Source organism: Methylobacterium sp. XJLW, assembly GCF_003254375.1.
GTDB classification, from domain to species: Bacteria; Pseudomonadota; Alphaproteobacteria; order Rhizobiales; family Beijerinckiaceae; genus Methylobacterium; species Methylobacterium fujisawaense.
The window spans coordinates 2,515,638-2,539,312 of sequence record NZ_CP016429.1 but is presented as its reverse complement, the minus strand read 5'-3'; the positions used below and the strand labels follow the sequence as shown (position 1 = coordinate 2,539,312).

The following is a 23,675-nucleotide window of genomic DNA, read 5'->3' as shown; positions in this document are numbered from 1 at the left end:
GACCGCCGGACGACGGCCATGGGACGCGGTGCTCGGATTCGGGGCTTTCCTTCCCAGAACAATACCTTGATTGCCAAACTTCGCCGGTGAGCGCAAACGCCGCGTGGGAGAATACGCTCAGGCCTCGGATCTCATGCGCCCGCGCGCGCGGTCCTCGCAGGCCCACGATTTCGCATTATTTTGCATTGTTCGGCGGCATGGGGGCGATGGCAACCGGGCATCGCCGCAGCCGCGGGCTGAGCCGGCGGTCGATTAACGTTCTTTTAACCCTCCGGTATTCTATTTTTAGTTGTACTCAGACGGGGCTCGCGATGCGCAGTGACCACGCCGCCAAGCTGGCGGCCACGCTTGAGGTGTTGCGCGGTGCAGTCGGCTTCCTGATCGCCGAACGGGTCGCGGCGCAACCGGTGGCGATCCAGGATGACCTGATCTCCGCGCTGCAGGACGCCCTCTCCCAGACGCCCGGCATGGGCCGGGATCCGGTGAGCCCTTGGATTCCGGTCGTCGCGGCGGACATGATCGACGAGGTCTGTCGTCAGATCGGGCATCCGGCCGGAGCCGCGGCCAGCCGCGGCGCCGCACGATCCGGGCCGGCTCAGATCTCAGAAGTGGCTGAAGGACCCAGCCGCGAATACGCGCTCGGCGCCATCGCGCATTTCGAAGCGCGGCGGGCCGTCGCCTGATGTGACGGTGCCGATGGCCGAGACGGTGAGACCGGCGGCGGCCGCCTGGGCCTGGAAGGCCGCGACATTCTCCGGCGCAACGGTACAGAGGATCTCGTAATCGTCGCCACCGGTCAGGACCGCGTCGATCAGCGCGGGCTCGGCCGCGCAGGCGCGCCGGGCGGCATCCGAGAGCGGCAGGGCGGCGGCCGCGACCCGGGCGCCGCGACCCGCGCCCAGCATCTTGGCGAGATCGCCCGCGAGGCCGTCGGACACGTCCATGGCCGCCGAGGCGTAGCGGCGGACCGCCGGCGCAGCGGCGAGCCGCGGGCGCGGATGCAGGTAGCGGTCGGCGAGTTCGGCCTGGAGCGCCGGGTCCAGCCCGGCGACCCAGGGCGCCGTGGGCTCCAGGCGGAGCCGCAGGCCGAGGGCGGCGTCGCCGATCGTGCCGGTGACGCAGATCCGGTCGCCGACCCGCGCGGTGGTGCGGCGGACGATGGTGCCGGTCGGCACCTCGCCGAACAGGCTCACCGAGATCAGCGCCGGGCCACCGGAGCGCACCGTGTCGCCGCCGAGGAGCGGACAGCCGGCCTCCGCCGCCGCCGCGCCGAGCCCCGCCGCGAAGCCGTCGAGCCAAGCCTCCGTCCAGTCATCGGGGAGCGCCAGGGTGAGCAGGAAGCCGCGCGGGACCGCGCCCTTGGCGGCGATGTCGGAGAGGTTCACGCCGAGGGCCTTCCGGGCGATCGAAGCCGGCGGATCCTCCGCGAAGTAGTGGATCCCCGCCACCACGGCATCGGTGGTGAGGACGAGGTCGTGGCCCGGCGTGGGCGTCAGCGTGGCGGCGTCGTCCCGCAGCCCGTGGGCGCCCGGCCCCGCGAGGGGGGCGAAGTAGCGGGCGATCAGCCCCTCCTCGGAGGCACGGGCCGACCCGGCCAAGGCTCAGGCCTTCCCGGCGGGCGGCTTTCCGGAGGATGGCTTTCCGGAGGACGGTTTGCCGACGGACGATTTACCGGGAAGCGGCTTCGACGAGCCCGGCTTGCCGGACGCCTTCTGAGCCCCGACCTCCCCCGGCCGGACCTCCCGGGCGAGCCGGTCGAGCACGGCATTGACGAGGCCGGGCTCGTCGGCCGTGTAGAAGCTGTGGGCCACGTCGACATATTCCGAGATCGCCGCGGCCGCCGGCACGTCGCGGCGGAACATCAGCTCGTAGGCGCCCGCCCGCAGGATCGCCCGGAGCACGATCTCGATGCGCCGCAGCGGCCAGCCCTGGGCGAGGGCCTGATCGAGCTTCGGGTCGATGGCCCGCTGCTCCTCGACCGTGCCGCGCAGGAGGTCGCGGAAGAAGGCGGTCTCGGCCGGGGGATGGACGATCCCGTCGACCTCCTGGCCGATCCAGAAGGCCTCGAACTCGGCGAGCGCGTCGAGGACGCCCTTGCCGGAGATGTCCATCTCGTAGAGCGCCTGCACCACGGCGAGGCGGGCGCCGCTGCGCAGGCTGATCTTGGCGGGCTTGCCGGCGGGCTCGGCGCCCGTCTCCAGCTGGGTGTCGGTGGTCCCGGTCATGGGGGTATCCGTCATCGGGTGCGCGCGGCTTCGGCGGCGCGCTTCAAAGCGAGCACGCCGAGGGCAGCCTCGGCGGCACCGCCGCCCTTGTTCATCTCGGCGACCCGGGCACGGGCGAGGGCCTGCGCCTCGGTCTCGACCGTGAGGATGCCGTTGCCGAGGGGCACGCGGCGCTGCACCGACAGGTCCATGAGCGCCCGGGCGCTCTCGCCGGCGACGATGTCGTAGTGGCCGGTCTCGCCGCGGATGACGCAGCCCAGCGCCACCACCGCGTCGTAGGGCTCGGCGTCGAGCAGGATCGCCACGGCGGCGGGGATCTCCAGGGCGCCCGGAACGGTCACCACGATCGCCTGCGCGGAGGCGGCCGCGATGGCCGCGCGGGCCCCGGCGAGGAGTTCGTCGGCGATCGCGTCGTAGTAGCGCGCCTCGACAACGAGGATCCGGGCGCCGGCGAGGGCCGGGTCGGTGGGCTTGGGCGCCGAGTCGGCGCGGGTATGGGCGACCATGGCTCTCGTCCGGCCGGGTTTTCGGGAATGGGCGGGCGGCACGTCGGGCGCCCGCACGGGGAGGACGGTTAGACCGAAGCGGCCGGCGCCACAAGCGGTGCGGGATCTTGGCTCAGGCCTGACCGCGCGAGCGGCGCCGAAGCCGGCCCCACCAGCGGCGGCAGCGGAGGCGCCGCGGGCCCGCCGGCCGGCAGGGCCGTGCGCGCGACGTTCATCGTCATGGCGAGGAGCGCGTAGTAGCCGTTGATGCCGGTGAGGTCGATCGCCCCCTGCTCGCCGAAGCGCGCCACCAGGGCCGCGTAGGTCGCGTCGCTCACCGCGCGGTTGCGCATCAGCTCGGTCGAGAACGCGTAGGCCAGCGCCTCGTCGGCGCTCATCGTGTCGGGGCGGCGTCCTTCGGCGAGCGCCTGCGCGGTCTCGGGGGCGACCCCGGCCTTCAGGGCGATGGGGTGGTGGATGGCCCACTCCACCGGCTGGCTCCATTCCCGCGCGACCACCAGGATCGCGAACTCGCTGACCCGGAGCGGCAGGACGCTGCCGTAGCGCAGGTACTGGCCCATCCGGCTCGCGCACAGCATCAGTTCGGGGCTGCGCAGGAGCGGCACGAACGGCCCGAAGACCGGGACGCCGCGCTCGGCCTGGAACGCGGCCGCGGCCTCGGTCTGCGCCGGGGACAGGCTGTCGGCCGGGATCTCCGGCATGCGCTCCGCGCTGGTCTGCCCGCTGGCCATGCGTTTCTCTCCCCTGCCTCGACCCCGACCCGCGGGGCGCTCTGGATTTCCGGCCCCCGTGCGCCTAGACCATTGAGGCTCACCGGCACGCACCGCGCCCGACCGGGCCGCGACCCCTGAACGCCAGCGAGGCTTACGGCTTTGGCCCTCCCCGTCAACGAACGCCGGCGCATCATGCTGCTCACGGGCGCGAGCCGGGGCATCGGTCACGCCACCGTCAAGCGCTTCTCGGCCGCGGGCTGGCGGGTGATCACCTGCTCGCGCCACGCCTTCCCGGAGAACTGCCCCTGGGAGATGGGGCCCGAGGACCACCTGCAGGTCGACCTCTCCGACGCGCAGGACACGGCCCGCGCTGTCGAGGAGGTGCGGGGCCGGCTCGCCGCCGAGGGCGGGGTTCTGCACGCGCTGGTCAACAATGCCGGCATCTCGCCGAAGGGGCCGGAGGGCGAGCGCCTCGGCGCCCTGGCCACCGAGTTCGACACGTGGCAGCGGGTGTTCCAGGTCAACCTGTTCGCCACGATCCTGCTGGCCCGGGGCCTGCGCAAGGAACTCGCCCGGGCCAAGGGCTCGGTCGTCAACGTGACGTCGATCGCAGGCTCGCGCGTCCATCCCTTCGCGGGGGCGGCCTACGGCACCTCCAAGGCGGCGCTCGCCGGCCTGACCCGCGAGATGGCCGCCGATTTCGGGCCGCTCGGCGTGCGGGTGAACGCGATCTCGCCGGGCGAGATCGACACGTCGATCCTGTCGCCCGGCACCGAGAAGCTCGTCGAGCAGATCCCGCAGCGCCGGCTGGGCACGCCGGACGAGGTCGCCAAGGCGATCTACTTCCTGTGCACCGAGGCCTCGTCCTACGTGAACGGCGCCGAACTCCACATCAACGGCGGCCAGCACGTTTGACCAGATCGGGCGCTTCCTCTGGCGCATCCGCGGGCACGACGGCCGCGCGCCGGCACCCGGCGCCGGGCCGCGGGCTGCGCGCCGTCGTCCTGGGCCTCATCGTGGGCGTCGCGCCCGTCGCGGGGGCGCGGGCCGAGCCCGGGATCCGGATCCTCGACCTGCCCTTCAAGGTGCGGGCACTGCGCGGCTCGCGCAGCGAGGCCGCGGTCTCGGTGGCGACCTCCGGGCTCCTGCCGATCACAGGCGCCAAGACCGGTCCGCAGACCGGCGGCCAACAGGCCGGCGACGAAGAGAGCGCGCCCATCGCCGTGGTCTGGGGCGACGAGGGCGGCGCCGTGCTCGCCCTCGCCGAGGGCCGCGTCACCGTGCGGCCGATCGGCAAGGAGGCCGTCGAGGGGCTGACCGCCGCCGAGACGCCGCGCGGGGCCCTGCCGGGCTCGCGCCGGACGCTCTCGGGACCCCTGAGCGCCTATCTCACCGGGCGCACCCGCGCCCCCGACGGCGGCGCGGCCGCCGCGGTCCTGACGATCCGCGAGCGCCAGCCGATGGCGGTCAGCACCGATCCGAAGCCCGTGCCCGTGGCCACCGTGACGGTGCCGGCGGGGGGCGAGGCGGTGTTCGCGCCCCTGCGGCCGCGCCTGCTGCGCCTCGGGGGCCGGCCGGCTCTCCTGGCGGCGACGCTGTCGGGCGCGGATGCCGGAGGGCTCGCGCTGATCGACCGGCCCGCCGGCGATCCGGGCGCGGCTTGGGCCGTCACCGCCCGCACGCCCGCCCAGCCGGGGCCACCGCTGAAGATCGTCGGCATCGCCGATTTCTCCGGGTCCGGCGAAAGCCAGGCCGCGACGGTCAGCGCCAAGGGCAGGCTCCAGCTCTGGACGCTCCGTCCCGACCGGATCGAGGCGGCCGGCGAGGCCGAGGGCTACGCGGCGGGCGACGGCGATTCGGATCTCGCCGTCACCACCCCGGCCGGCGGCGGCCCCGAACTCGTCCTGCCGGTGGCGGGCCGCCCGGAGATCGCCTTCGTGGCAGCCAAGGGCGGCCTGCGCGAGCGGGCGCGCGTGGCCCTGCCAGTTCCCGCCGAGACCGGCATCGTCGTCCTCGGCGAGGGCGCCGCGGCGCGGCTGCTCGTCGGCCTCGCCGACGGCCGGGTGGCCGTCGTGGCACCCGATGGAGGCACGCCGTGAGTGCGGGCGCACCGGATTCCGACAGCCGCCTGTTCCCGGCGCGGCCCTTCGTGGGCGCGTCGATCGCGGTGATCCGCGGCGACCGCGTCCTGCTGGCGGCGCGGGCCAACGAGCCGATGCGCGGCGTCTGGACCCTGCCGGGCGGCCTCGTGGAAGCGGGGGAATCCCTGGCCGAGGCGGCCCTGCGCGAATTGTCCGAGGAGGTCGGCCTGCCCGCGGAGGTTGTCGGCGTGCTCGCGCCCACCGAGATCATTCTCCGGGACGAAGCCGGCCGCGCCCGACATCACTACGTCGTCCACCCGCACGCCGCCCTGTGGCGCGGCGGCGAACCCGTGGCCGGCCCCGAGGCGCTGGGGACCCGGTGGGCGACGCTCGCGGAGGTCGCGACCCTTCCGACCACCCCGGGACTGGTCGACACCCTGCGCGAGGCCTTCGCGCGCGTGGATGCACATGTGGATGCACATCCTGCGCGGACGGGCGGCGGGGAGGCGACGGCGTGAGGCGGCCGACGACGATCCTGTGCCTGCTGGCGCTCCTCACCGGCCTGGTCTCCGGGCCGGCCCTGGCCCAGCAGCGTTCCGGCCGAGGGGCCGCGCCTGCCAAGGAAACCGCCCGGGAAGCCGCGAAAGAGGCCCCCAAGGAGGCGAACGCCCCCGCGGACGTGCCCGCCCCCTACGACCGGGACCTGCTGCGCATGTCCGAGATCATCGGAGCCCTGGCCTTCCTGCGCAACCTCTGCGGAGCGCCGGATGCGTCCGACTGGCCGGCCCGCATGAAGGCCCTGATCGAGTCCGAGGGCGTGACCCCGGTCCGCCGCGACCGCCTGGCCGGCGCCTATAACCGCGGCTACCGCGGCTATGCGCTCACCTACCGGGTCTGCACGCCGGCGGCCCACGAGGCCGCCGCCCGGTACGTCGCCGAGGGCGACCGGCTGTCGCATGCCCTGGCCGGCCGTTTCGGAGGGTGATGCAGGCGCAACACACGCACCGGCGATGCCGGCGAAACATCGGATTTGAGCGCCCGTGTTAACCGATCCGAAATTCTCGGCTGGCCGAGCCGCCGGGACCCGCCTATCATCCATTGTGTCCGCCGGGCCCCGTGTCCGGCGCAATGGAAGTATCCGGCTATGCAGCACAGCTCTCACACCGCCCCCATCGAGGTCGATGTCGAGGAGAAACGCGTCGCGCTGAGTTACGTCTCGGAAGCGTTCGCGGAAGGCTGCCTCGATGGTCTCGACGGTGACTGCATGGCCCAGGCCGCCCTGTTCGCGGCGTTTCAGGAACTGGTGACCACGTACGGCGAGGAAGCCACCGCCCGGTACGCCGAAGGATTCCCGGAGCGCATCCGCGGGGGCGCCTTCACCACCACCCTGCAGCATTGAGCGTGTGAGCGCGGACGGTTGAGGCACGGGCGGTCAGCGACTACGTCCCGGGTCTGCGGTTCGGCGCGCCGGACCGCCCGCCGCCCGAGGAGCCGCCGCCCATGCCCGTTGCCCTGTTGCCGGACCGCGTCCTGGTCACCGTCGTGGGACCGGACGCCACGACGCTGCTCCAGGGCGTCCTGACCTGCAATGTCGAGACGCTCCAGCCCGGTGAGGCGCGCCTCGGCGCCCTGCTGACGCCGCAGGGCAAGATCCTGTTCGACTTCCTGGTCTCGCGGATTCCGGACGGCTTCCGGCTCGACGTGCAGGCCGACAAGGCTGCAGACCTCGCCAAGCGCCTGACGCTCTACCGTCTGCGCGCGCAGGCGACGATCGCCGCCGACCCGACCGTCGCGGTGGCGGCCGTCTGGGCCGGCGCCGTCCCGCCCGCGGCCGAGGCGGTAGCGGATTCCCGCGCGGCCGATCTCGGCGCCCGCCTCTACGCCGCCGCGGGGGCCTTCTCGACGGACGCGACGGAGGCCGATTACAACGCGCACCGGATCGCCCTCGGCGTGCCCGAAGGCGGACGCGACTACACCTTCGGCGACGCCTTCCCGCACGAGGCGCTGATGGACCAGCTCGGCGGCGTCGACTTCCGCAAGGGCTGCTATGTCGGCCAGGAGGTGGTCTCGCGGATGCAGCACCGGGGCACGGCCCGGACCCGCATCCTGGCCGCAGCCTATCCCGACACCGCGCCCCAGCCCGGCACCGAGATCACGGCGGGCGGCAAGGGGCTCGGCACTACGGGCAGCGCCGCCGGAACCCGCGGCCTCGCCCTGGTCCGCATCGACCGCCTGGGCGACGCGCTGGCTGCCGGCGAGACCCCGCGGGCGGGCGAACGCCCCGTGACGCTGGAGCGCCCGGCCTACGCGACCTTCGCGATGCCGGATGTTGCGACGAGTGCGGCGGGCTGAGGCCGGATCGCATTCCGCGGGCGCCGCATACTCCGGGACAGGGGCCCCGCGTTACCGATCGCAGCCCGATCCCGGGCATTCGCATCGGAGCACGATCAGCTGGCGCGTGGGGTGGCTTCTTGCGACCCCGGGGCGGCATGCCGGCGATCGTTAGAGGTTCCCAGGAGCCGGCACCCTCCGGCCGGCATCCCAGGCCGGCCCGGGGTCGATCGGGAGCCGTCCCGGACCTTCTGCCCTGAAGCGGATGCTCGCCTCCGGGCCGCAGCGACGGCCAGATCGGTCGCATGCGCGGGGACATCGAGGAGGACGACCATGACCTTTCAGGACGAGATCGCAGCGTTCTTCGTCAGCTACGTCGAGGCGTTCGCGCGCCGCGACGCCGATGCGTTGAGCGAGCTGTGGGAGCCGGTCGGACTGTTCCCGTCTCCGACCGGCAACTTCGCGTTGCCGAGGGAGGCATTTCGCGACCATTGCGTGACGCTCATGGACTTCTATCGCAAGCAGGGGGTCGTCCAGCCCCTGGGCGAACTCCGGTCGGCGGTGGAACTCTTCCCGAACGTCGCCCAGGCTCGGATGACCTATCGGATGCGGGGCGAGGGAGACGCACTCGTCGCCGAGTGGGACCACGTCTACATTCTGCGCCGCTCCGACCGCTGGCGCGTATCGCTGACGATCGCTGACGGTGAAATGGCGGCATGGGCCGCACGAGGGGCGCAACTCTGATTTGCGAATGTCGGGCGCTCGACGCCACACAGGACGCCTGTTGCTCAGGCGCCTCGCGAGAAAGCGGAAGCGCTGACAATCTCGGAAGGGTCGCGAGCAGGCGCGACGGCGATGTCCATTCCGGTGCGTTTGCCGCTCTGGAGCGAAGCCTCGCACATCCACCCCTCGCCGACATACGCGCCTTTGCACCCGCGGCCGTCGTCGACATCATTTCGGAGGTTGCCGCCGTAACTGATCTGATATGAGGTGCGCCCCTCGAAAGCTCGACATCGACGGGATTGCGACCACAAATGACTCAGAATCGGATCACCGTGGAAGCAACGGCTCCCGCACCCCTCGATGTCGCCTGGAAGGCCTATACATCGCCCGACCAGATCATGCAGTGGAACTTTGCCTCCGACGACTGGCATTGCCCAGCCGCAAGCGTCGATCTGAAGGAAGGCGGCAAGTTCACGTCCCGCATGGAGGCGAAGGACGGAAGCATGGGCTTCGATTTCGAGGGCACTTACACAAAGATTATTCCGAACACGCGAATCGAATATGCGTTTGGTGATCGCAATGCGGTGGTCGAGTTCACCCCATCGGGCGAGCAAACGCACGTAAAGATTGCGTTCGATCCCGACGAACACGTCCCCATCGACCACCAGCGCGACGGCTGGGCGGCCATTCTTGGAAACTTCTGCCAGCATGTCGGGAGGCGTTGAAGCCCGCCCAACGAGAACGACGACCGAGACCGCTTTCCGGCCGGAGCGGGCGTTTCCCTCCCGCCCCGACAACGCCAGTCCTGTGCCTTCCCTCTCATCCCTCGAGCGGACAGCCTGCAAGCGTTGAGGAGACCCTCCAGACGACCAGGAGAGGATGCTCGAAATCGAAGAGGACGATCTGTCTCCCAAGCAGACACGCGCATTGCTGGCGCTTCATCGTGCAGGCCCGCATGCGTGCTCGCCGCCCTGCCACGTGTTCGCGCTCGATCTCTCAGACTTGCACTCACCGGGCGTGACCGGGTTGACGTCGCAGAAGGCGCGCGCCGGCCCTGCGACCGGATCAATCCCCCATGCGTGAAGCCGGAGCGGAGCGCGCCGCGACAGCCGCTGCGCGTTCCCCATTCCGACGATGGCGTTCCGCTCCTGTTCTCGTTAACGTGGCCGGATGTCCGAGACTGGCCTGATCGACCATTCCGACGGCTGCCCCCGCTGCTGGTGGGCCGGCCTCGACCCGCTCTATGTCGCCTATCACGACACCGAATGGGGCGTGCCCGAGTATGACGGCCGGGCCCTCTACGAGAAGCTGATCCTCGACGGCTTCCAGGCCGGCCTGTCCTGGATCACCATCCTGCGCCGCCGGGACGGGTTTCGCGACGCCTTCGCGGGTTTCGATCCGGAGCGGATCGCCCGCTTCACCGAGGACGATGTCGCGCGGCTGATGGCCGACACCCGCATCATTCGCAACCGCGCCAAGATCCAGGGTACCATCGCGGGCGCCCGGGCTTGGCTGCGGATCGAGGACCAGGGCCCCGGCTTCTCGCGCTTCCTCTGGGATTTCGTCGACGGCCGGCCGATCCAGGGCAAAGCCCGGACCCGTGCGGAGATCGCCACCGAGACGCCGGCCTCCCGGGCGATCGGGAAGGCCCTGAAGGCGGAAGGCTTCTCCTTCTGCGGGCCGACCATCGTGCACGCCTTCATGCAGGCGGTGGGCATGGTCAACGACCACCTCGTCGGCTGCCACCGGCACGGACCCTGCGCCGAACTGGGCCGGCCCCGATGAGCGAGCCGCCGCGCGCCTGGCAGCGCATGCTCTCCGGCCGGCGCCTCGACCTCCTCGATCCGGCGCCCGGGGACATCGAGATCGCCGACATCGCCCACGGCCTCGCCCGGGTCGCCCGCTGGAACGGCCAGACCCATGGGCCGCACGTCTTCTCGGTGGCCCAGCACAGCCTGCTGGTCGAGGCGGTGGGCCGCCATCTCGACGCCGCCTGTACCGATCCGGACGGGCTGGAACTCCTGCTGCACGACGCGCCGGAATATGTCGTGGGCGACATCATCTCGCCCCTGAAGGCCGCCCTCGGCGACGCCTATCGCGGCATCGAGCTGCGTCTGCTCGCCGCGGTGCGCCGCCGCTTCGGCCTGACCGCCCCGGTGCCGGCGCTCGCCCGTTTGGTGAAGCAGGCCGACCGGATCGCAGCCCATGTCGAGGCGGTGCGCCTCGCCGGTTTCGCCCGGGACGAGGCCGAACGCTATTTCGGCCCCGCCAGGGCGCTGCCCGAACCGGTGCTGGTCCTGGCCGAGCCGTGGCCGACCGCCGAGGCCGAGGCGCGGTTTCTCGCGCGATTCCACGCTCTGTGTCCGACCTGACGAATCTCCGCCCTCGATCCGTCACGATCGCAGGTCACTGGCGCCAGACCATGCCGACCCTCCACGTCTGTCCCCTCTCGCGTCTGCCCGAGACGGTCGCCGCCACCGATGCGAGCCACGTGCTCACGCTGATCAATGTCGGCACGCCGCTGGAGCGGCCGGCCGCGATTGCGGCGGAGAACCACGTCGTCATCGGGGTCAGCGACATCGCCGCGTCGCGCGACGGGCACGTTTTGCCGGCTGAAGAACATGTGGCCCGGGTGCTCGACTTCATTCGGGCCTGGCCACGGGAGAAGCCGCTCGTCATCCACTGCTATGCCGGGATCAGCCGGTCGACAGCCGCCGCCTATATCGCAGCCTGCGCGCTGGCGCCGGAGCGCGACGAGGCGGCGATCGCCGAGGCCCTGCGCGCAGCTTCGCCTTCGGCGACGCCCAACCCCCTGTTCGTGGCCATCGCCGACCGCATGCTCGGCCGCGACGGCCGCATGGTCGCGGCGATCGCGCGCATCGGTCGCGGCGCCGACGCCTTCGAGGGCACGCCGTTCAGCCTGGCGCTGGCGTGAGCCGAAGTGTGGCGCAAACGCCGCCGCGTGGCTCCAAAACGGTGCGGATCCGGCCAGCGGATTGGCCCCCTGGGTTGTGGGCACCGGGTTTCGCGCCGTACAACCACCCCCAAAGGAAGTATCTGGGATGAGTGTGAGCAGACCCGAGGGGGCCCCCGCCGCCGGCGACCTGCCCTTTGAGAAGGCGCTGGAACAGCTGGAGGAAATCGTTCGCCGGCTTGAGCGGGGCGACGTGCCCCTCGACGAATCGGTGGCGATCTATGAGCGCGGCGAGGTGCTGAAGAAGCATTGCGAGGCGCTGCTGAAGCGGGCCGAGGCCCGGATCCAGCGGATCACGCTGGGCTCCGATGGGCGGCCCGAGGGCGTTGCCCCACTCGACATGTCCTGAGGCTCGGCGGTCAAACCGATCCCATCCGTTAGAGGTTGATGCCGTGGCAATTACCCCCGAGCAGAGTGCGCTTCTCGATCGTGTCCCGAATCCTGCGGCGCTGCGGCGTCTTCCGGAATCGGATCTTCCGGCTGTTGCGGAGGCGGTGCGCGCCGAGATGATCGACGCGGTGTCGATCACCGGCGGCCATCTGGGCTCGGGCTCGGCGTGGTCGAGCTGACGGTGGCGCTGCACCACGTGTTCGACACCCCCGACGACCGCATCGTCTGGGACGTCGGCCACCAGTGCTACCCGCACAAGATCCTGACGGAGCGCCGCGACCGCATCCGGACCCTGCGCCAGGGCGGGGGCTGTCGGGCTTCACCAAGCGCAGCGAGAGCGTCTACGACCCGTTCGGCGCCGCCCATTCCTCGACCTCGATCTCGGCGGCGCTGGGCATGGCGGTCGCGCGCGACCTCGACAACGCCACCGCCAAGGTGAAGGGCCGCCCGCAGAAGCGCCGCAACGCCATCGCGGTGATCGGCGACGGCTCGATGTCGGCCGGCATGGCCTACGAGGCGCTCAACAATGCCGGCGCCCTGCACTCGCGCCTGATCGTCATCCTCAACGACAACGACATGTCGATCGCCCCGCCGGTGGGCGCCATGTCGGCCTATCTGGCGCGGCTGGCCTCGGGGGCGCCTACCAGTCCCTGCGCGAGACCGCCAAGCAGCTCGGCAAGCTGCTGCCGAAGGCGCTCTACCAGCGCGCCGCGGCGGCCGAGGAATACGCCCGCTCGCTGGTGGTCGGCGGCGGCACGATGTTCGAGGAGATGGGCTTCCACTATGTCGGCCCGGTGGACGGGCACAATCTCGACCACCTGCTGCCGGTGCTCAAGAACGTCCGCGACGCCGAGCACGGCCCGATCCTGCTGCACGTCGTCACCCAGAAGGGCAAGGGCTACGCGCCGGCCGAGGCGAGCGCCGACCGCTACCACGGCGTGGTCAAGTTCGACGTGATCTCGGGCGTGCAGGCCAAGGCCAAGCCGAACGCGCCGGCCTACACGCGGGTGTTCGGCGAGAGCCTGATCAAGGCGGCGGATGCCGACGACAAGGTGGTGGCGATCACCGCCGCCATGCCGGGCGGCACCGGCATCGACCTGTTCGGCAAGGCACATCCGGACAAGACCTTCGACGTGGGCATCGCCGAGCAGCACGCGGTGACGTTCGCGGGCGGGCTGGCCACCGAGGGCTACCGGCCGTTCGTGGCGATCTACTCGACGTTCCTGCAGCGGGCCTACGACCAGGTGGTGCACGACGTGGCGCTGCAGAACCTGCCGGTGCGGTTCTGCCTGGACCGGGCGGGTCTGGTGGGCGCGGATGGGGCGACGCATGCCGGCGCGTTCGACCTGGCGTATCTGTGCTGTCTGCCGAACATGACCGTGATGGCGGCCTCCGACGAGGCCGAGCTGGTGCACATGGTGGCCACCGCCCATGCGCATGATTCGGGCCCGATCGCCCTGCGCTACCCGCGCGGCGAGGGCGTGGGGGTCGAGCTGCCGGAGCGGGGCGAGGTCCTGGCGATCGGCAAGGGCCGGGTGGTGCGCCGGGACGCGGAGGCGCGGGTGGCGATCCTCAGCCTGGGCACGCGGCTGGCCGAGGCCTCGAAGGCGGCGGACACGCTGTCCGAGCAGGGCGTTGCGGTGACGGTGGCGGATGCGCGGTTCGCCAAGCCGCTGGACGAGGCGCTGATCCTGGATCTGGCGCGGGACCACGAGGTCCTGCTGACGATCGAGGAGGGCTCGCGGGGCGGGTTCGGCGCGATGGTGCTGCACCTGCTGTCGGAGACGGGGGCGCTGGACGCGGGCGGGGTCCGGGTGCGGACGCTGACGCTGCCGGACACCTACCAGGACCACGACAGCCCCGAGAAGATGTACGCCGAAGCCGGCCTCGACGCCAAAGCCATCGTCAAGGCGGCCCTCGATGCCCTGCCGGCGGCGTCCGGCAAGGCGGAGCCGGCCAGCAACGTGGTGAGCGTGCGCCGCCGTCCCCGCTGATCGCGCGTTTCGCGACGGCGCTCCGACCCGCGCACCTCGTTCTGAGGGGCCGGAGCGGAGCGCAGGCCCCGAAGGCGCCTTCCGGAGGTCGCGCGATCTCCGGAGGGCGCCTGCGAGGCGGCTCCGCCGCACCCCAGGATGAGGGTGCGGCAGGGCGAACCCGCCTCCCTACCCCAGCGCCTGCGCCACCGCCTTGCCGCAGGCCTGCGTGTCGGCGTTGCCGCCGAGGTCGCGGGTGCGCAGGGTCCGCTCGGACAACACCCGCTCGATCCCGCTGACGATCTCCCGGGCGGCTTCGTGCTCCCCGAGATGCTCCAGCATCATCGCCCCCGACCAGATCTGACCGATCGGGTTGGCGATCCCCTGGCCGGCGATGTCCGGCGCCGAGCCGTGGACCGGCTCGAACACGGACGGGTGCACCCGCTCCGGGTTGATGTTGCCCGACGGCGCGATGCCGATCGTGCCCGTGCAGGCGGGCCCCAGATCCGACAGGATGTCGCCGAACAGGTTGGAGGCCACCACCACGTCGAACCGGTCCGGGTTCAGGACGAAATGCGCGGTCAGGATGTCGATGTGGTACTGGTCCCACCGGACGTCCGGATAGGACTCGGCCACCGCCTTCACCCGCTCGTCCCAGTACGGCATGGTGATCGAGATGCCGTTCGACTTCGTGGCCGAGGTCAGGTGCTTCTTCGGGCGCTTCTGGGCCAGCTCGAAGGCGAATTTCAGGATCCGATCGGTCCCGTGGCGGGTCATGATCGTCTCCTGCAGGGCGAATTCCCGGTCGGTGCCGGCGAACATCCGGCCGCCCGCGTTCGAGTACTCGCCCTCGGTGTTCTCGCGGACCACCCAGAAGTCGATATCGCCCGGCTTGCGGTCCGCCAGCGGGCACTTCACCCCCGGCATCAGCCGCACCGGGCGCAGGTTGGCGTACTGGTCGAATTCCCGCCGGAACAGGATCAGGGAGCCCCAGAGCGAGATGTGGTCCGGCACGCGCTCGGGCATGCCGACGGCGCCGAAATAGATCGCGTCGTGGGTCTCGATCTGCGCCTTCCAATCCTCCGGCATCATCCGGCCGTGCTGCTCGTAGTAGTCGCAGCTCGCGAAATCGAACCAGTCGAGCTGGAGCGAGAAGCCGTGGCGCCTGGCCGCCTGCTCCAGCACGCGCACGCCCTCCGGCACCACCTCCTTGCCGATACCGTCGCCGGGAATGACGGCGATGCGGTAGCGGCGGGACGGGCTGTTCGGGTGGCCGGGTTTTTCTGGACCGGGTTTTTCTTGGCCGGGTTTTTCTTGGCCGGGTTTTTCTTGGCCGGGTTTTTCTTGGCCGGGCATGTGTCCTCCACGCATGTCGGAGATCGGGCTTTTGCGGAGCCCGGGTCGGAGACGTCAGGGTGATTGTTGCACCCGGGCGTGCGGTCAACACGCCGGCCTGACAATCAGTCGGTTTCGCCCGCCATCGCCCGGCGCTGGCGGTCGAGTTCCTCGCTGTAGCGTTTCAGCGTGTGGCTCTCGGTGAGCAGGCCCAGCACCTTCCGGCTCTCGGCACTCTCGACGACTGCGAGTGCCTCGCTCTCCGTGCGGTCGAAGGCGGCGGCGGCGTCCTTGGCGTTCATGCCCGGCGTGAGGAAATCGTCCCCATGGAGGAGCAGGTCGGCGAGCACGGGCTGCGCGTCGGCGCCGGAATCCCGGGACGCCGCGTGCGCCTCGGGCACGTTCACGATGCCGGCATAGCGCCCGCCCCCGTCCACGGCGATCACCCGGGAGGGCGAGCCGAGGGGATGGGCACGCAGGAAGGTGGGCAGCGGCGTATCCACCGCCACGGTCCCGGGATTGCGGCGCATCAGCCGGCCGACGGTGAGCGAGCGGATCCAGCCGACATCGTGGGGGCTGCGGATGCTCTCGCCGCGCAGGTGGAAGCGCCAGGTGGCGAAGGAGTAGCCGAAGGTCTTGCGCACGGTGAGCGAGGACGCGATCACCGCCGCCAGCACGACGCCGGTGATCGGCAGGCTGCCGGTGACCTCCAGCGCCAGGAACGTCATGGTCAGCGGGCCGCCGATGATCGCGACGGCCAGGGCGCTCATGCCGATCACCGCGTAGGCCAGGGGCGTGAGGCCGAAATCCGCGAGCGGCGGCACCAGCACGGGGGCGAGGGCGGCGAACAGCTTGCCGGCGATGGCGCCCAGGAACAGGGACGCGAAGAACAGACCGCCCCGGAACCCCGAGCCGATCGAGATCGCCGACGCCACCGCCTTGGCGGCGAACAGCCCGGCCAGGGCGGCGATGCCGTGTCCCTGCCCCTCGGCGGCGAAATGCATGTGCAGGGCGCCGTGACCGCCCGAGAGCACCTGCGGCGTTGCCAGCAGCGCCAGCGCGCCGACGCACAGCCCCCCGAAGGCGGGCGCCGCCACCCGCGGGACGCCCGAGGCCTGGACGAGGCGCTCGACCAGGGTGACCCCGCGCATGATCAGGATGCCGAGGCCCGCACAGACCAGCCCGAGGGCGAGGCTCGGCAGGATCTCCAGGCTGGTGACGTGCGAGGTCGTGACCGCCTGCATGTCTCCGAGATCGACGAGCGGCTGGGCCTCGATCAGCGACCGGGAGATCAGGTTGCCGCACAGGGCCGCGACGATCACGGGCGTCAGGGTGGCGATGGAGTAGGTGCCGATGATCAGCTCGAAGGCGTAGAAGGCGCCGGCGAGCGGCGCGCCGAAGCCGGCCGCGATGGCCCCGGCCGCACCGCAGCCCACCAGGGTGCGCAGGTCGCTGCGCCGCACCTCGAAGGCGATGCCGAGCCGCGAGGCGAGGCCGGAGGCGATCTGTGTGTAGCCGGCTTCGAGCCCCACCGAGGCGCCGGACCCGTTCGAGATGACGTTCTGGAGTGCGAGGTAGAGGCTGTCGCGCAGGGACATCCGGCCGCCATGCAGAGCGTTCGCCTCGATCGGGTCGATGGCGGGACGCTTGCGCGGGCCGCGGACGTAGTTGGCGGCGACGATGAGCAGGCCGAGCACGCCGCCGCCCAGGCAGGGGCCCACGAGGAGGAGCACCGGCGACACGGCATCGACGGCGCTGAGGCGCGCCCCCGCGGGCAGCTGGTAGAGCCCCTCGCGCAGGGTCTGGGTGATCCAGGTCATGGCGGAGACCGCCACGCCGGCGACGCAGCCCACCAGGGTCGCCAGGGCGACGAGGCCGCCCTCGCTCCGGCGAACGAGGCTGCGCAGCCGTCCGGGGGCCTGGATGAGGCCGATCCCGGCCCAACGGCGACGGGTCCGCCGGCTCGGCCGGACGGCCGATCGGGCCGGGACGTCGGCCGATCCGTCGCCGGGCGCCCTGCCCCCGCCGGCGCCCGCTGGCTGTCGCGCGCTCACGGTCCGCCTCTTCGCCTCCGGTCGGTTCGACTGGCGGGGCCGACGCGTCGACCCCGCCGTCGCAGTTACAGCCGGGGTCGATCCCGTTGCAAACGGGCGCGTGCCGCAGGAGGGCTGCCGGCCCGGCGCGGGGGAGCCCGACGGCGCTATCCACGGAGTCGAAATCCCGTGCACACATCGCCTTGAAAACTGCCGCGGCCCACGATACACCCCGCGCCAGTGCCGCCGTAGCTCAGTTGGTTAGAGCACCAGATTGTGGATCTGGGGGTCCCCCGTTCGAGCCGGGGCGGTGGTACCATTCATTCAGCTCGACAGCGCAAGGGGTTGGCGGATCGCCGGCCCCTTTTGCTTGGGGGGATGCGTCCGGCGCCTCCCGGATCCGCCGTTCTCGCCGGACGAGCGTCTCGGGACGACCGAACAGCTTGGGCGATCCCAGCGGTCTCAGGCGTGGTTGGGCGCGGCGTGCGGGAGATCGTCCACCGTTCACCGCGGATGGCCTAGCGCGACGGCGGATGCGGGGCGAGCCGGCCCGGGATGGACGCCATGGTGCAGCGACAGCAGCCCGGCCTCGCATCACCCTTGAGGCGCCCCAGGCCGTCGGGAGAGTGGGGGCGCGCCCCGCCCTCCGGCCGGCAGCGGTGGCGACCACAGCCCGCGTCGGATATCGCACGTCCGATCGGCCTCGCGGGCACGCCTGCCGGATCGGACGGGTGCCGGGTCGCGCGGTCGCCGGCCCCGGTGCGCGGACGGCCGATGGTCCGGCATGCCCAATCCGGCAGGCAGGCAGCCGCAGCACCACATGAGCGGACCGGACGTCCGACCGAACCCGTTCCGGCGTGCGCGCCCCATGCGAGATCCGAACCGATGCCCCTGATCGATCCCGCTCGCTCGCTTCTCCTGATCATCGACGTTCAGGTCCGGCTGATGCCGGTGATCGCCGACGGAGCCGGGATCCTGGCCAATACGGGCCGCCTCGCCGCCGCCGCGCATCGCCTCGACGTCCCGATCCTGGTCACCGAGCAGAATGCCGGTGGCCTCGGCCCCACCGTGCCGGAACTGGCGCCCGAGCCCGGGACGGCCTTCCCCAAGATGAGCTTCAGTGCCACCCGGACGCCGGGCTTCCTCGAGGGGCTGCCCGCGGATCGGGACCTCGTGGTCACCGGCTGCGAGGCGCATATCTGCGTGCTGCAGACCGTTCTCGGGCTTCTCGAGGCCGGGCGCCGCGCCTGCGTGGTGTGCGATGCCGTGGGTTCGCGGCGGACGGAGAGCCGGGCGGCCGCGCTCACCCGGATGGCCGCCCACGGGGCCGAGATCGTCACCACCGAGATGGTGGTGTTCGAGTGGCTCGGCACGGCGCGCCACCCGCGGTTCCGCGAGATCATGACGCTCATCAAGTAGGCGCCGGCGCGGCTCCCGGCCCGCCGAGCCGGCATCCCCTGCGACGGTAAGCGGCCTAGGGACCGTCCAGGGCCGCACGGGTCTGCGCGTCGGGACCGATATCGTCGGCGCCGTTCATGCCCAGAACCTCGATCAGGCGCATCCGGGCGCGGCTGACCCGGCTCTTGATCGTGCCGACGGCGACGCCGCAGATCGCCGCGGCCTCCTCGTAGGTGAAGCTCTGGGCGCCGACCAGGACCAGCGCCTCGCGCTGAGCCGGCGGCAGACGGTTCAGGGCGCTCTGGAACTGCGCCATCTCCATCCGGATCTCCTGCTCCGGGAGGGCGCTGAGCCGTCCGGCATGCACGCCGTCGGCATCCTCCACCTCGCGCTTGCGCTTGCGCTGCTCGGAATAGAACAGGTTCCGCAGGATCGTGAACAGCCATGCGGTCAGGTTGGTCCCGCGGCGGAAGCTGGCGGCGTTGATCCACGCGCGCACCAGCGTGTCCTGCACGAGATCGTCCGAGCGGTCGAGGTCGTAGGTCAGCGAGAACGCGAAGGCCCGCAGGGCCGGGATCGCGCCCAGAAGGAGGTCGCGCATCTCGGCATCGGCCCCGACGGGCGCCGGACCGGATCCGCTCCCCGCGGGGGCGGCTTGCAGCATCAGGGTCATTGCGAGGCCTCCGTGTCGGAGCAGGCGGCGAGGTCGTCGAGCAGCGTCCGGAGCCGGTCCGGAATCGGCAGCGCCAGCACCCCGGCGTAGTGCAGGCGCAGGCCGCGCCCGATCCGGTCCCGCGCCGCGCCGTCGATCGAACGACCGGGCGCACCGGCCCGCCGCGCCGGCCGCGGCCCGACCGCGGCGCATCCCTCGGTCGCATCCGGCGCTCCGGCGGAGCCCGCCCTCGCCCGATCGTCCTCGTTCCCTGACATGGTCGCGCCCCCTGCCGTGCCCGATGCGGCCCCGGAGGCCCGGCCTCCGCCGGAACGGTCTCGGCGCGGCGGAGACGCATCTCATCGCTGTCCGGCAGGGCTGGTAGGCGCGACGGATTTAATCGGCTCTGAACTGCGCATTCATCTAATTTTAATTATCAAATGGCCCAGCTTGAGCCGAATTTTCAGGATATATACTCAGTTACAATTCAGAAATACTTGTCTTCAGCTTGGCTGTACCGAGGATGCGCGGAGGCACCTGAACGGACGCTGACCGCGCTCCGGGCCGCCTGTCCGACCGGGCGCGGTCTCGCTCCTCCCGAAGCCGAACGTGCCGCGACCAGCCCCGTCCTGGCGCGCGCCGCGCGCGGGTGCGTCGACGGCAGACCCGGTCCCGGGCTCCTTCCAGGGGGGAGGCGATTCGGAGGGGCGCTGTCCCGACCGCTGCGTGAGGAGAGCGGTCGCCGCGCTCCGGGAGCAGGCCCAACCCACTCTGATCGTGCGGAAAACGTCTGGTGCCGGTGGAGAGGATCGAACTCCCGACCTTCGGTTTACAAAACCGCTGCACTACCGCTGTGCTACACCGGCTCGCGAGACGCTTGCTACCAGCCGCCGTGCCGCCGCTCAACCCGAGGGGCGCGAAGAATTGCGGCGGCCCGCCTCATTGGCCCGAGCGGCGGATCAGGCGCTTGAAGCGCTGGTCCGCGGTATCGAGGCGGTCGGCGATGCCGCGGCGGATGCACTTCCCGACGGAATCGCCGGCGTAGAAGCCGACCGTCTGGTCCTGGTATCGGCAGGCCTGGATCGGCGGCCAGGCCACCACCCCCGCGACGACCAGGAGCACGACCAGGCTGTCGACGACGAGCCAGCCCTTCCAGCCGAGCCGGAGACGGCGCCCCCGTTCGGGTGCCCGGCTCCCGCGGGGGGGACGGTTCGCCGCTTCGGGGCCGACCCGTGCCATGCGGGCGCGGAACTTCGCCTCCTCGAGGGCATCGGACGCACCTTCGGACGCGGCGGGAAGAAGCGGGCGGCTGGACATGGCGGACTCACGGGGAGCGGAGCAGAGCGCGGCGGCGCGACACGCCGAAGGTTCAGTTGATGAGCCGCTTCAGGAGGGCGAGGTTGTCCTGGATCGAGAGGACGCTGCCGAGCATCTCGTTGCGGGCGCAGGCACCGGCCCCGACGAGGCCGAGCCAGCCCGCCGCCGGACGGCCGCTGCAATCGGCGAAGCTGCCATACAGGAACAGCGCCGCCGGCACCGCAAGCACGGAAATCTTGACCAGCGAAGACAGCCGCCCGAAAAAGGCCTTGCGTGCCCGCTGCGGCTCGTCCCGATCCGCCCGCCAGGTCGCATCGTCCGGCTCCCAGGCATAGCGGTCCGCTTGATAGGCTGCCGCGTCGATGTCCCGGTCCCGGCGATACATGGCGAGGGCGTACTCGGTCTGATCCAGTCGGGAGCAGATTGGCACGCCTTCGTGAAGCTCAACCTAAGGGAAATGTTTAAGTTCGTCTGAACGGGTGGACTGTCCCGCCGGGCCGGTCGCCTCAGGCCGCCAGCGCCCGCTTCACCGTGGCGCGCAGATCCGCCAGGGAGAAGGGCTTGGTCAGGACATCGGTGACGATGGCATCGAGCCCCCGCGCGCGCTCGCGCTGATCGGCGAAGCCGGTCATCAGCAGGATGGTCAGGTCGGGGAAATCGCGCTTGGCCGCCAGGGCCAGCGCGATGCCGTCCATGAGCGGCATGCGGATATCGGTGAGCATCAGATCGAAGCCGCCGTCGGCCTCGTTGAGGCGATCGAGCCCGTCACTGCCATCGCTGGCCGTGACGACCGCATGGCCGTCGATCTCCAGCCCCCGCTTGAGGAAGCCCCGGACGGTCTCTTCGTCATCCACCAGGAGGATGCGCGCCATGTGGTCCCGTGATCGTCCCCGAAGCCCGCGAGCGCCCCGTCGCGATGATGCGGACGCCCAAACGTCGACAGACACAGGCGAATTTGCCGCCTGTCAAGACGTCGCACGTCGAATCGTCAATCCTGCCGTGCAGCGCGGCGAAAATGCCGCGCCGCGGCGTCTCGGTCAGGCATCGAACAGATCCGGGCCGCCATCCCCGTAATCGACCACGCCCACGAAGGGCAACTGCCGGAAGGCGTGCGCGGCATCCATGCCGTAGCCGACGACGAAGACATCGGGGCAGACGAAGCCGACGAAATCCGCGTCGATCGTCACGGCGCGCTTGCCGGGCTTCTCCAGCAGCACCGCGGTGAGGACGCGCCGGGCGCCGCGGGCCATCAGCAGGTCCTTGGCGAAGACGACGGTGCGGCCCGATTCCAGAATATCGTCCACGAGCAGCACATCCCGCCCGCGCACCTCGCTCTGCACGTCGCGCAGGATCTCGACCTGACCGCTGGACACGGTCCCCGTACGGTAGCTCGACAGGTGCACGAACTCGACCTGCGGCGCGAGGCCGACCCGGTGGAGCGACCGGAGCAGGTCGGCCGCGAACATGAAGCTTCCCTTGAGCACGGCCACGACGAGGAGGTCCTCGGGCCCGGCAGCCAATATCTCCTGGGCGAGTTCATCGTTGCGCCTGGCGATGGCCGCCTCGTCGAACAGGGTCCGGACGCGCCGTTCAGGGGTGCTCATCACTCGTATCCCGAAGCCCGTTCGCGGGACGGGATCCGCCACCGCACTGGAGAGGGTCTTAGCGTCCCGGGCGCCGTCGGGAAACTCCGGATCCGAAACGACGGCGGGCCGACATCAAGTCGCGCCCGCAGGACCCGCCGACGCCGGGAGCGTCAGGCCTCGGTTCCCTGCCGGAACGGGCGGAGCAGGCGGGTGAGCCGGCGCCGGCGCGGCGCGGCCGCGCCGGCATGCCGCTCGGCCGTCACGTCCGGCAAGGGCTCCGGTCGGGGCTCCGGTCCGGACTCCAGCTCGGACTCCAGGTCCATCCTCTCCGGCGCCTCCGCGGGCTCGACATGCCGCACCTGTTCCAGGACGTCCGCCACGATGCGGGGAATGGGGCGCTCGTGCTCCTCCAGCAGCAGCGACGCGGTCCAGAGGCGGCTGGCATTCGCCAGCGGCAGCGTTCCCTGGGTCAGGCGCTCCATCAGCATCCGATCGGCCAGCGACGCCGCCAGCGCGCTCACGATCTCGAGTTGATCCTGCTGTGTCGTGCTGTTCATGGCAGTCTTCACGCTCAGACGATATTCAATTCATGCGGCCGAGAGCGTAGGCGGACAAATTTGGCAATTCTATAACTCACACCAGAACCGGGGAATGCCCGCGAACAAAACCAGAGGACAACGAAACGACACGCCTTCCGGTCCCCTGCAGGAGCTGGTGCGCTGGGCGGTGCTGGCGGGCCTGGCCTGAGCCGGCCTTGAGGCAGGTCAAGGCCGGGATCCGGATCGCGCCCCATCCTGGCGGTCCCGAACCCGGACCGGCACGCCGCCGACGAACCCGCCGATCCAGCCGCCGATACACCTCATGCCTGCCCTGACCGACCTCATCTACGTGGTGGACGACGACGCGGCCGTCCTCCACTCCACCCGCTTCCTCCTGGAAAGCGAGGGCCTCCGGGTCGAGACCTTCGCGGACGGACCGGAACTGCTGGCCGCCTTCCCGGGGCCGAGCCCGGCCTTCGTCCTCCTCGACCACGTCCTGCCGGGGCTCGACGGCCTGGAAGTCTGCGCCAGGCTCCACGACCTCGATGCCCGCGTGCCCGTGGTCCTGATCACCGGACACCCCAACCCCGCCATCCGCGCCCGGGCCCGCGCCGCCGGGATCCCGCTGGTCGACAAGCCCCTCGCCTTCGACGCGCTCCTCGGGCTCCTCGCCCCGGACGCCGCCCGAGACACCGCCCGAGACGCCGCCCCGGCGCCACGCCCCGCGCCCCTCCCCCAGCCGGCCTGACCACACCCGGCGGAAACCAGACCGGCCAGAGCGAAATACGGCGCGCATCGGGCCGGCGCGCGAACACCCGGCGGAGGGCGGAACGGGTCGGCTGATCGACCTGCGGCCCGTCCTGCCACCCCCATCATGCCGCCCCCGTCCTGCCCCCACC

29 protein-coding genes, 2 tRNA genes and 1 pseudogene are annotated in these 23,675 nt (G+C 71.3%); 18 read left to right on the top strand and 14 right to left on the bottom strand.

Annotated features, from left to right (window positions below; genetic code table 11):
* Positions 1 to 206 precede the first annotated feature (206 nt).
* Positions 207 to 683 (top strand): hypothetical protein, encoded by a 477-nt coding sequence (locus A3862_RS11770; RefSeq protein WP_236961964.1) that lies wholly within the window; start codon positions 207 to 209, stop codon positions 681 to 683.
* Here A3862_RS11770 and thiL read toward each other — a convergent pair.
* The 4 genes from thiL to A3862_RS11750 all read right to left on the bottom strand — a co-directional run bounded on the left by thiL (position 603) and on the right by A3862_RS11750 (position 3,462).
* Positions 603 to 1,598: a thiamine-phosphate kinase gene (thiL, locus tag A3862_RS11765; RefSeq protein ID WP_111473609.1), complete on the bottom strand. Its 996-nt coding sequence runs from the start codon at positions 1,596 to 1,598 to the stop codon at positions 603 to 605. The genes A3862_RS11770 and thiL overlap by 81 nt on opposite strands.
* 3 nt (positions 1,599 to 1,601) lie before the next feature.
* A complete protein-coding gene (gene nusB / locus A3862_RS11760) occupies positions 1,602 to 2,225 on the bottom strand; it encodes a transcription antitermination factor NusB (protein ID WP_111473608.1) in 624 nt (207 codons plus the stop codon).
* 11 nt (positions 2,226 to 2,236) lie between these two features.
* Positions 2,237 to 2,731: a 6,7-dimethyl-8-ribityllumazine synthase gene (gene ribH, locus A3862_RS11755; RefSeq protein WP_043348390.1), complete on the bottom strand. Its 495-nt coding sequence runs from the start codon at positions 2,729 to 2,731 to the stop codon at positions 2,237 to 2,239.
* A 68-nt stretch (positions 2,732 to 2,799) separates the two neighbouring features.
* Positions 2,800 to 3,462 (bottom strand): carboxymuconolactone decarboxylase family protein, encoded by a 663-nt coding sequence (locus A3862_RS11750; RefSeq protein WP_236961963.1) that lies wholly within the window; start codon positions 3,460 to 3,462, stop codon positions 2,800 to 2,802.
* Positions 3,463 to 3,636: 174 nt separating this feature from the next.
* Here A3862_RS11750 and A3862_RS11745 point away from each other — a divergent pair, with 174 nt between their 5' ends.
* The 14 genes and pseudogenes from A3862_RS11745 (at position 3,637) to dxs (ending at position 13,937) form a co-directional block, all read left to right on the top strand.
* On the top strand, positions 3,637 to 4,359 hold the full coding sequence (locus A3862_RS11745) for an SDR family NAD(P)-dependent oxidoreductase (RefSeq protein ID WP_043761439.1): 723 nt from the start codon (positions 3,637 to 3,639) through the stop codon (positions 4,357 to 4,359).
* Positions 4,356 to 5,543, top strand: a complete 1,188-nt coding sequence (locus tag A3862_RS11740) for a hypothetical protein (RefSeq protein WP_052083676.1) — start codon at positions 4,356 to 4,358, stop codon at positions 5,541 to 5,543. Before A3862_RS11745 ends, A3862_RS11740 begins: the two co-directional genes overlap by 4 nt.
* Entirely contained in the window at positions 5,540 to 6,043 is a 504-nt protein-coding gene (locus A3862_RS11735; RefSeq protein ID WP_043386459.1) for an NUDIX hydrolase, read from the top strand. The genes A3862_RS11740 and A3862_RS11735 overlap by 4 nt, the downstream gene beginning before the upstream one ends.
* Positions 6,040 to 6,510: a TIGR02301 family protein gene (locus A3862_RS11730; RefSeq protein WP_043348384.1), complete on the top strand. Its 471-nt coding sequence runs from the start codon at positions 6,040 to 6,042 to the stop codon at positions 6,508 to 6,510. The genes A3862_RS11735 and A3862_RS11730 overlap by 4 nt, the downstream gene beginning before the upstream one ends.
* Positions 6,511 to 6,669: 159 nt before the next feature.
* Positions 6,670 to 6,924, top strand: coding sequence for a hypothetical protein (locus A3862_RS11725; protein ID WP_012320917.1), 255 nt, complete (start codon positions 6,670 to 6,672; stop codon positions 6,922 to 6,924).
* Between the two features lie 101 nt (positions 6,925 to 7,025).
* The gene (gene ygfZ, locus A3862_RS11720) at positions 7,026 to 7,877 is read left to right on the top strand and encodes a CAF17-like 4Fe-4S cluster assembly/insertion protein YgfZ (RefSeq protein WP_043759249.1); all 852 of its coding nucleotides are present in this window, start codon (positions 7,026 to 7,028) and stop codon (positions 7,875 to 7,877) included.
* A 312-nt stretch (positions 7,878 to 8,189) separates the two neighbouring features.
* The gene (locus tag A3862_RS11715) at positions 8,190 to 8,600 is read left to right on the top strand and encodes a nuclear transport factor 2 family protein (protein WP_043759252.1); all 411 of its coding nucleotides are present in this window, start codon (positions 8,190 to 8,192) and stop codon (positions 8,598 to 8,600) included.
* 290 nt (positions 8,601 to 8,890) lie between these two features.
* On the top strand, positions 8,891 to 9,304 hold the full coding sequence (locus A3862_RS11710; RefSeq protein WP_043759255.1) for an SRPBCC family protein: 414 nt from the start codon (positions 8,891 to 8,893) through the stop codon (positions 9,302 to 9,304).
* 154 nt (positions 9,305 to 9,458) lie between these two features.
* Positions 9,459 to 9,662 (top strand): hypothetical protein, encoded by a 204-nt coding sequence (locus A3862_RS11705; protein ID WP_193376703.1) that lies wholly within the window; start codon positions 9,459 to 9,461, stop codon positions 9,660 to 9,662.
* Positions 9,663 to 9,749: 87 nt separating this feature from the next.
* A complete protein-coding gene (locus A3862_RS11700; RefSeq protein ID WP_043386470.1) occupies positions 9,750 to 10,364 on the top strand; it encodes a DNA-3-methyladenine glycosylase I in 615 nt (204 codons plus the stop codon).
* Entirely contained in the window at positions 10,361 to 10,951 is a 591-nt protein-coding gene (locus A3862_RS11695) for a hydrolase (RefSeq protein WP_043386474.1), read from the top strand. Before A3862_RS11700 ends, A3862_RS11695 begins: the two co-directional genes overlap by 4 nt.
* Before the next feature lie 50 nt (positions 10,952 to 11,001).
* A complete protein-coding gene (locus A3862_RS11690) occupies positions 11,002 to 11,514 on the top strand; it encodes a tyrosine phosphatase family protein (RefSeq protein ID WP_043348372.1) in 513 nt (170 codons plus the stop codon).
* A 127-nt stretch (positions 11,515 to 11,641) separates the two neighbouring features.
* The gene (locus A3862_RS11685; protein WP_043759257.1) at positions 11,642 to 11,902 is read left to right on the top strand and encodes an exodeoxyribonuclease VII small subunit; all 261 of its coding nucleotides are present in this window, start codon (positions 11,642 to 11,644) and stop codon (positions 11,900 to 11,902) included.
* A 43-nt stretch (positions 11,903 to 11,945) separates the two neighbouring features.
* Positions 11,946 to 13,937, top strand: a pseudogene (gene dxs / locus A3862_RS11680) (1-deoxy-D-xylulose-5-phosphate synthase).
* 168 nt (positions 13,938 to 14,105) lie between these two features.
* Here the strand turns inward: dxs and A3862_RS11675 are convergent.
* Together A3862_RS11675 and A3862_RS11665 are read right to left on the bottom strand one after the other, a co-directional pair.
* Complete coding sequence (locus A3862_RS11675) at positions 14,106 to 15,272, bottom strand: tartrate dehydrogenase (RefSeq protein WP_236961960.1); 1,167 nt, start codon at positions 15,270 to 15,272, stop codon at positions 14,106 to 14,108.
* Positions 15,273 to 15,376: 104 nt separating this feature from the next.
* Positions 15,377 to 17,305: a chloride channel protein gene (locus A3862_RS11665; protein ID WP_236961958.1), complete on the bottom strand. Its 1,929-nt coding sequence runs from the start codon at positions 17,303 to 17,305 to the stop codon at positions 15,377 to 15,379.
* Between the two features lie 221 nt (positions 17,306 to 17,526).
* On the opposite strand from A3862_RS11665, the gene A3862_RS11660 reads away from it, so the two are divergent.
* Together A3862_RS11660 and A3862_RS11655 are read left to right on the top strand one after the other, a co-directional pair.
* Positions 17,527 to 17,603: transfer RNA gene (locus tag A3862_RS11660), tRNA-His, on the top strand.
* A gap of 566 nt (positions 17,604 to 18,169) precedes the next feature.
* Complete coding sequence (locus A3862_RS11655; RefSeq protein ID WP_043759261.1) at positions 18,170 to 18,703, top strand: isochorismatase family protein; 534 nt, start codon at positions 18,170 to 18,172, stop codon at positions 18,701 to 18,703.
* Positions 18,704 to 18,758: 55 nt separating this feature from the next.
* Here A3862_RS11655 and A3862_RS11650 read toward each other — a convergent pair whose 3' ends face one another.
* The 8 genes from A3862_RS11650 to A3862_RS11615 all read right to left on the bottom strand — a co-directional run bounded on the left by A3862_RS11650 (position 18,759) and on the right by A3862_RS11615 (position 22,794).
* Positions 18,759 to 19,355, bottom strand: a complete 597-nt coding sequence (locus tag A3862_RS11650) for a sigma-70 family RNA polymerase sigma factor (protein WP_051044938.1) — start codon at positions 19,353 to 19,355, stop codon at positions 18,759 to 18,761.
* A complete protein-coding gene (locus A3862_RS11645; RefSeq protein ID WP_043354366.1) occupies positions 19,352 to 19,612 on the bottom strand; it encodes a NepR family anti-sigma factor in 261 nt (86 codons plus the stop codon). The genes A3862_RS11650 and A3862_RS11645 overlap by 4 nt, the downstream gene beginning before the upstream one ends.
* A gap of 513 nt (positions 19,613 to 20,125) precedes the next feature.
* Positions 20,126 to 20,200 (bottom strand) — tRNA-Thr (locus A3862_RS11640).
* Between the two features lie 73 nt (positions 20,201 to 20,273).
* Complete coding sequence (locus A3862_RS11635; RefSeq protein WP_043354364.1) at positions 20,274 to 20,651, bottom strand: hypothetical protein; 378 nt, start codon at positions 20,649 to 20,651, stop codon at positions 20,274 to 20,276.
* 52 nt (positions 20,652 to 20,703) lie between these two features.
* Complete coding sequence (locus A3862_RS11630) at positions 20,704 to 21,081, bottom strand: hypothetical protein (protein WP_236961956.1); 378 nt, start codon at positions 21,079 to 21,081, stop codon at positions 20,704 to 20,706.
* Between the two features lie 76 nt (positions 21,082 to 21,157).
* The gene (locus tag A3862_RS11625) at positions 21,158 to 21,523 is read right to left on the bottom strand and encodes a response regulator (protein WP_043354361.1); all 366 of its coding nucleotides are present in this window, start codon (positions 21,521 to 21,523) and stop codon (positions 21,158 to 21,160) included.
* A 165-nt stretch (positions 21,524 to 21,688) separates the two neighbouring features.
* A complete protein-coding gene (gene hpt, locus A3862_RS11620; RefSeq protein ID WP_043354359.1) occupies positions 21,689 to 22,255 on the bottom strand; it encodes a hypoxanthine phosphoribosyltransferase in 567 nt (188 codons plus the stop codon).
* A 152-nt stretch (positions 22,256 to 22,407) separates the two neighbouring features.
* Entirely contained in the window at positions 22,408 to 22,794 is a 387-nt protein-coding gene (locus A3862_RS11615) for a hypothetical protein (RefSeq protein WP_043759265.1), read from the bottom strand.
* Between the two features lie 304 nt (positions 22,795 to 23,098).
* Between A3862_RS11615 and A3862_RS11610 the strand changes: the two genes are divergently transcribed.
* Positions 23,099 to 23,524, top strand: coding sequence for a response regulator transcription factor (locus A3862_RS11610; RefSeq protein WP_111473606.1), 426 nt, complete (start codon positions 23,099 to 23,101; stop codon positions 23,522 to 23,524).
* Positions 23,525 to 23,675 lie beyond the last annotated feature (151 nt).

Coding starts and splice junctions, on each gene's coding strand:
- A3862_RS11770 (WP_236961964.1), top strand. CDS start 207: ATGGCAACCGGGCATCGCCGCAGCCGCGGGCTGAGCCGGCGGTCGATT.
- nusB (WP_111473608.1), bottom strand. CDS start 2,225: ATGACCGGGACCACCGACACCCAGCTGGAGACGGGCGCCGAGCCCGCC.
- ribH (WP_043348390.1), bottom strand. CDS start 2,731: ATGGTCGCCCATACCCGCGCCGACTCGGCGCCCAAGCCCACCGACCCG.
- A3862_RS11750 (WP_236961963.1), bottom strand. CDS start 3,462: ATGGCCAGCGGGCAGACCAGCGCGGAGCGCATGCCGGAGATCCCGGCC.
- A3862_RS11745 (WP_043761439.1), top strand. CDS start 3,637: ATGCTGCTCACGGGCGCGAGCCGGGGCATCGGTCACGCCACCGTCAAG.
- A3862_RS11725 (WP_012320917.1), top strand. CDS start 6,670: ATGCAGCACAGCTCTCACACCGCCCCCATCGAGGTCGATGTCGAGGAG.
- ygfZ (WP_043759249.1), top strand. CDS start 7,026: ATGCCCGTTGCCCTGTTGCCGGACCGCGTCCTGGTCACCGTCGTGGGA.
- A3862_RS11715 (WP_043759252.1), top strand. CDS start 8,190: ATGACCTTTCAGGACGAGATCGCAGCGTTCTTCGTCAGCTACGTCGAG.
- A3862_RS11710 (WP_043759255.1), top strand. CDS start 8,891: ATGACTCAGAATCGGATCACCGTGGAAGCAACGGCTCCCGCACCCCTC.
- A3862_RS11705 (WP_193376703.1), top strand. CDS start 9,459: ATGCTCGAAATCGAAGAGGACGATCTGTCTCCCAAGCAGACACGCGCA.
- A3862_RS11700 (WP_043386470.1), top strand. CDS start 9,750: ATGTCCGAGACTGGCCTGATCGACCATTCCGACGGCTGCCCCCGCTGC.
- A3862_RS11695 (WP_043386474.1), top strand. CDS start 10,361: ATGAGCGAGCCGCCGCGCGCCTGGCAGCGCATGCTCTCCGGCCGGCGC.
- A3862_RS11690 (WP_043348372.1), top strand. CDS start 11,002: ATGCCGACCCTCCACGTCTGTCCCCTCTCGCGTCTGCCCGAGACGGTC.
- A3862_RS11685 (WP_043759257.1), top strand. CDS start 11,642: ATGAGTGTGAGCAGACCCGAGGGGGCCCCCGCCGCCGGCGACCTGCCC.
- A3862_RS11675 (WP_236961960.1), bottom strand. CDS start 15,272: ATGCCCGGCCAAGAAAAACCCGGCCAAGAAAAACCCGGCCAAGAAAAA.
- A3862_RS11655 (WP_043759261.1), top strand. CDS start 18,170: ATGCCCCTGATCGATCCCGCTCGCTCGCTTCTCCTGATCATCGACGTT.
- A3862_RS11650 (WP_051044938.1), bottom strand. CDS start 19,355: ATGACCCTGATGCTGCAAGCCGCCCCCGCGGGGAGCGGATCCGGTCCG.
- A3862_RS11645 (WP_043354366.1), bottom strand. CDS start 19,612: ATGTCAGGGAACGAGGACGATCGGGCGAGGGCGGGCTCCGCCGGAGCG.
- A3862_RS11635 (WP_043354364.1), bottom strand. CDS start 20,651: ATGTCCAGCCGCCCGCTTCTTCCCGCCGCGTCCGAAGGTGCGTCCGAT.
- A3862_RS11625 (WP_043354361.1), bottom strand. CDS start 21,523: ATGGCGCGCATCCTCCTGGTGGATGACGAAGAGACCGTCCGGGGCTTC.
- hpt (WP_043354359.1), bottom strand. CDS start 22,255: ATGAGCACCCCTGAACGGCGCGTCCGGACCCTGTTCGACGAGGCGGCC.
- A3862_RS11615 (WP_043759265.1), bottom strand. CDS start 22,794: ATGAACAGCACGACACAGCAGGATCAACTCGAGATCGTGAGCGCGCTG.
- A3862_RS11610 (WP_111473606.1), top strand. CDS start 23,099: ATGCCTGCCCTGACCGACCTCATCTACGTGGTGGACGACGACGCGGCC.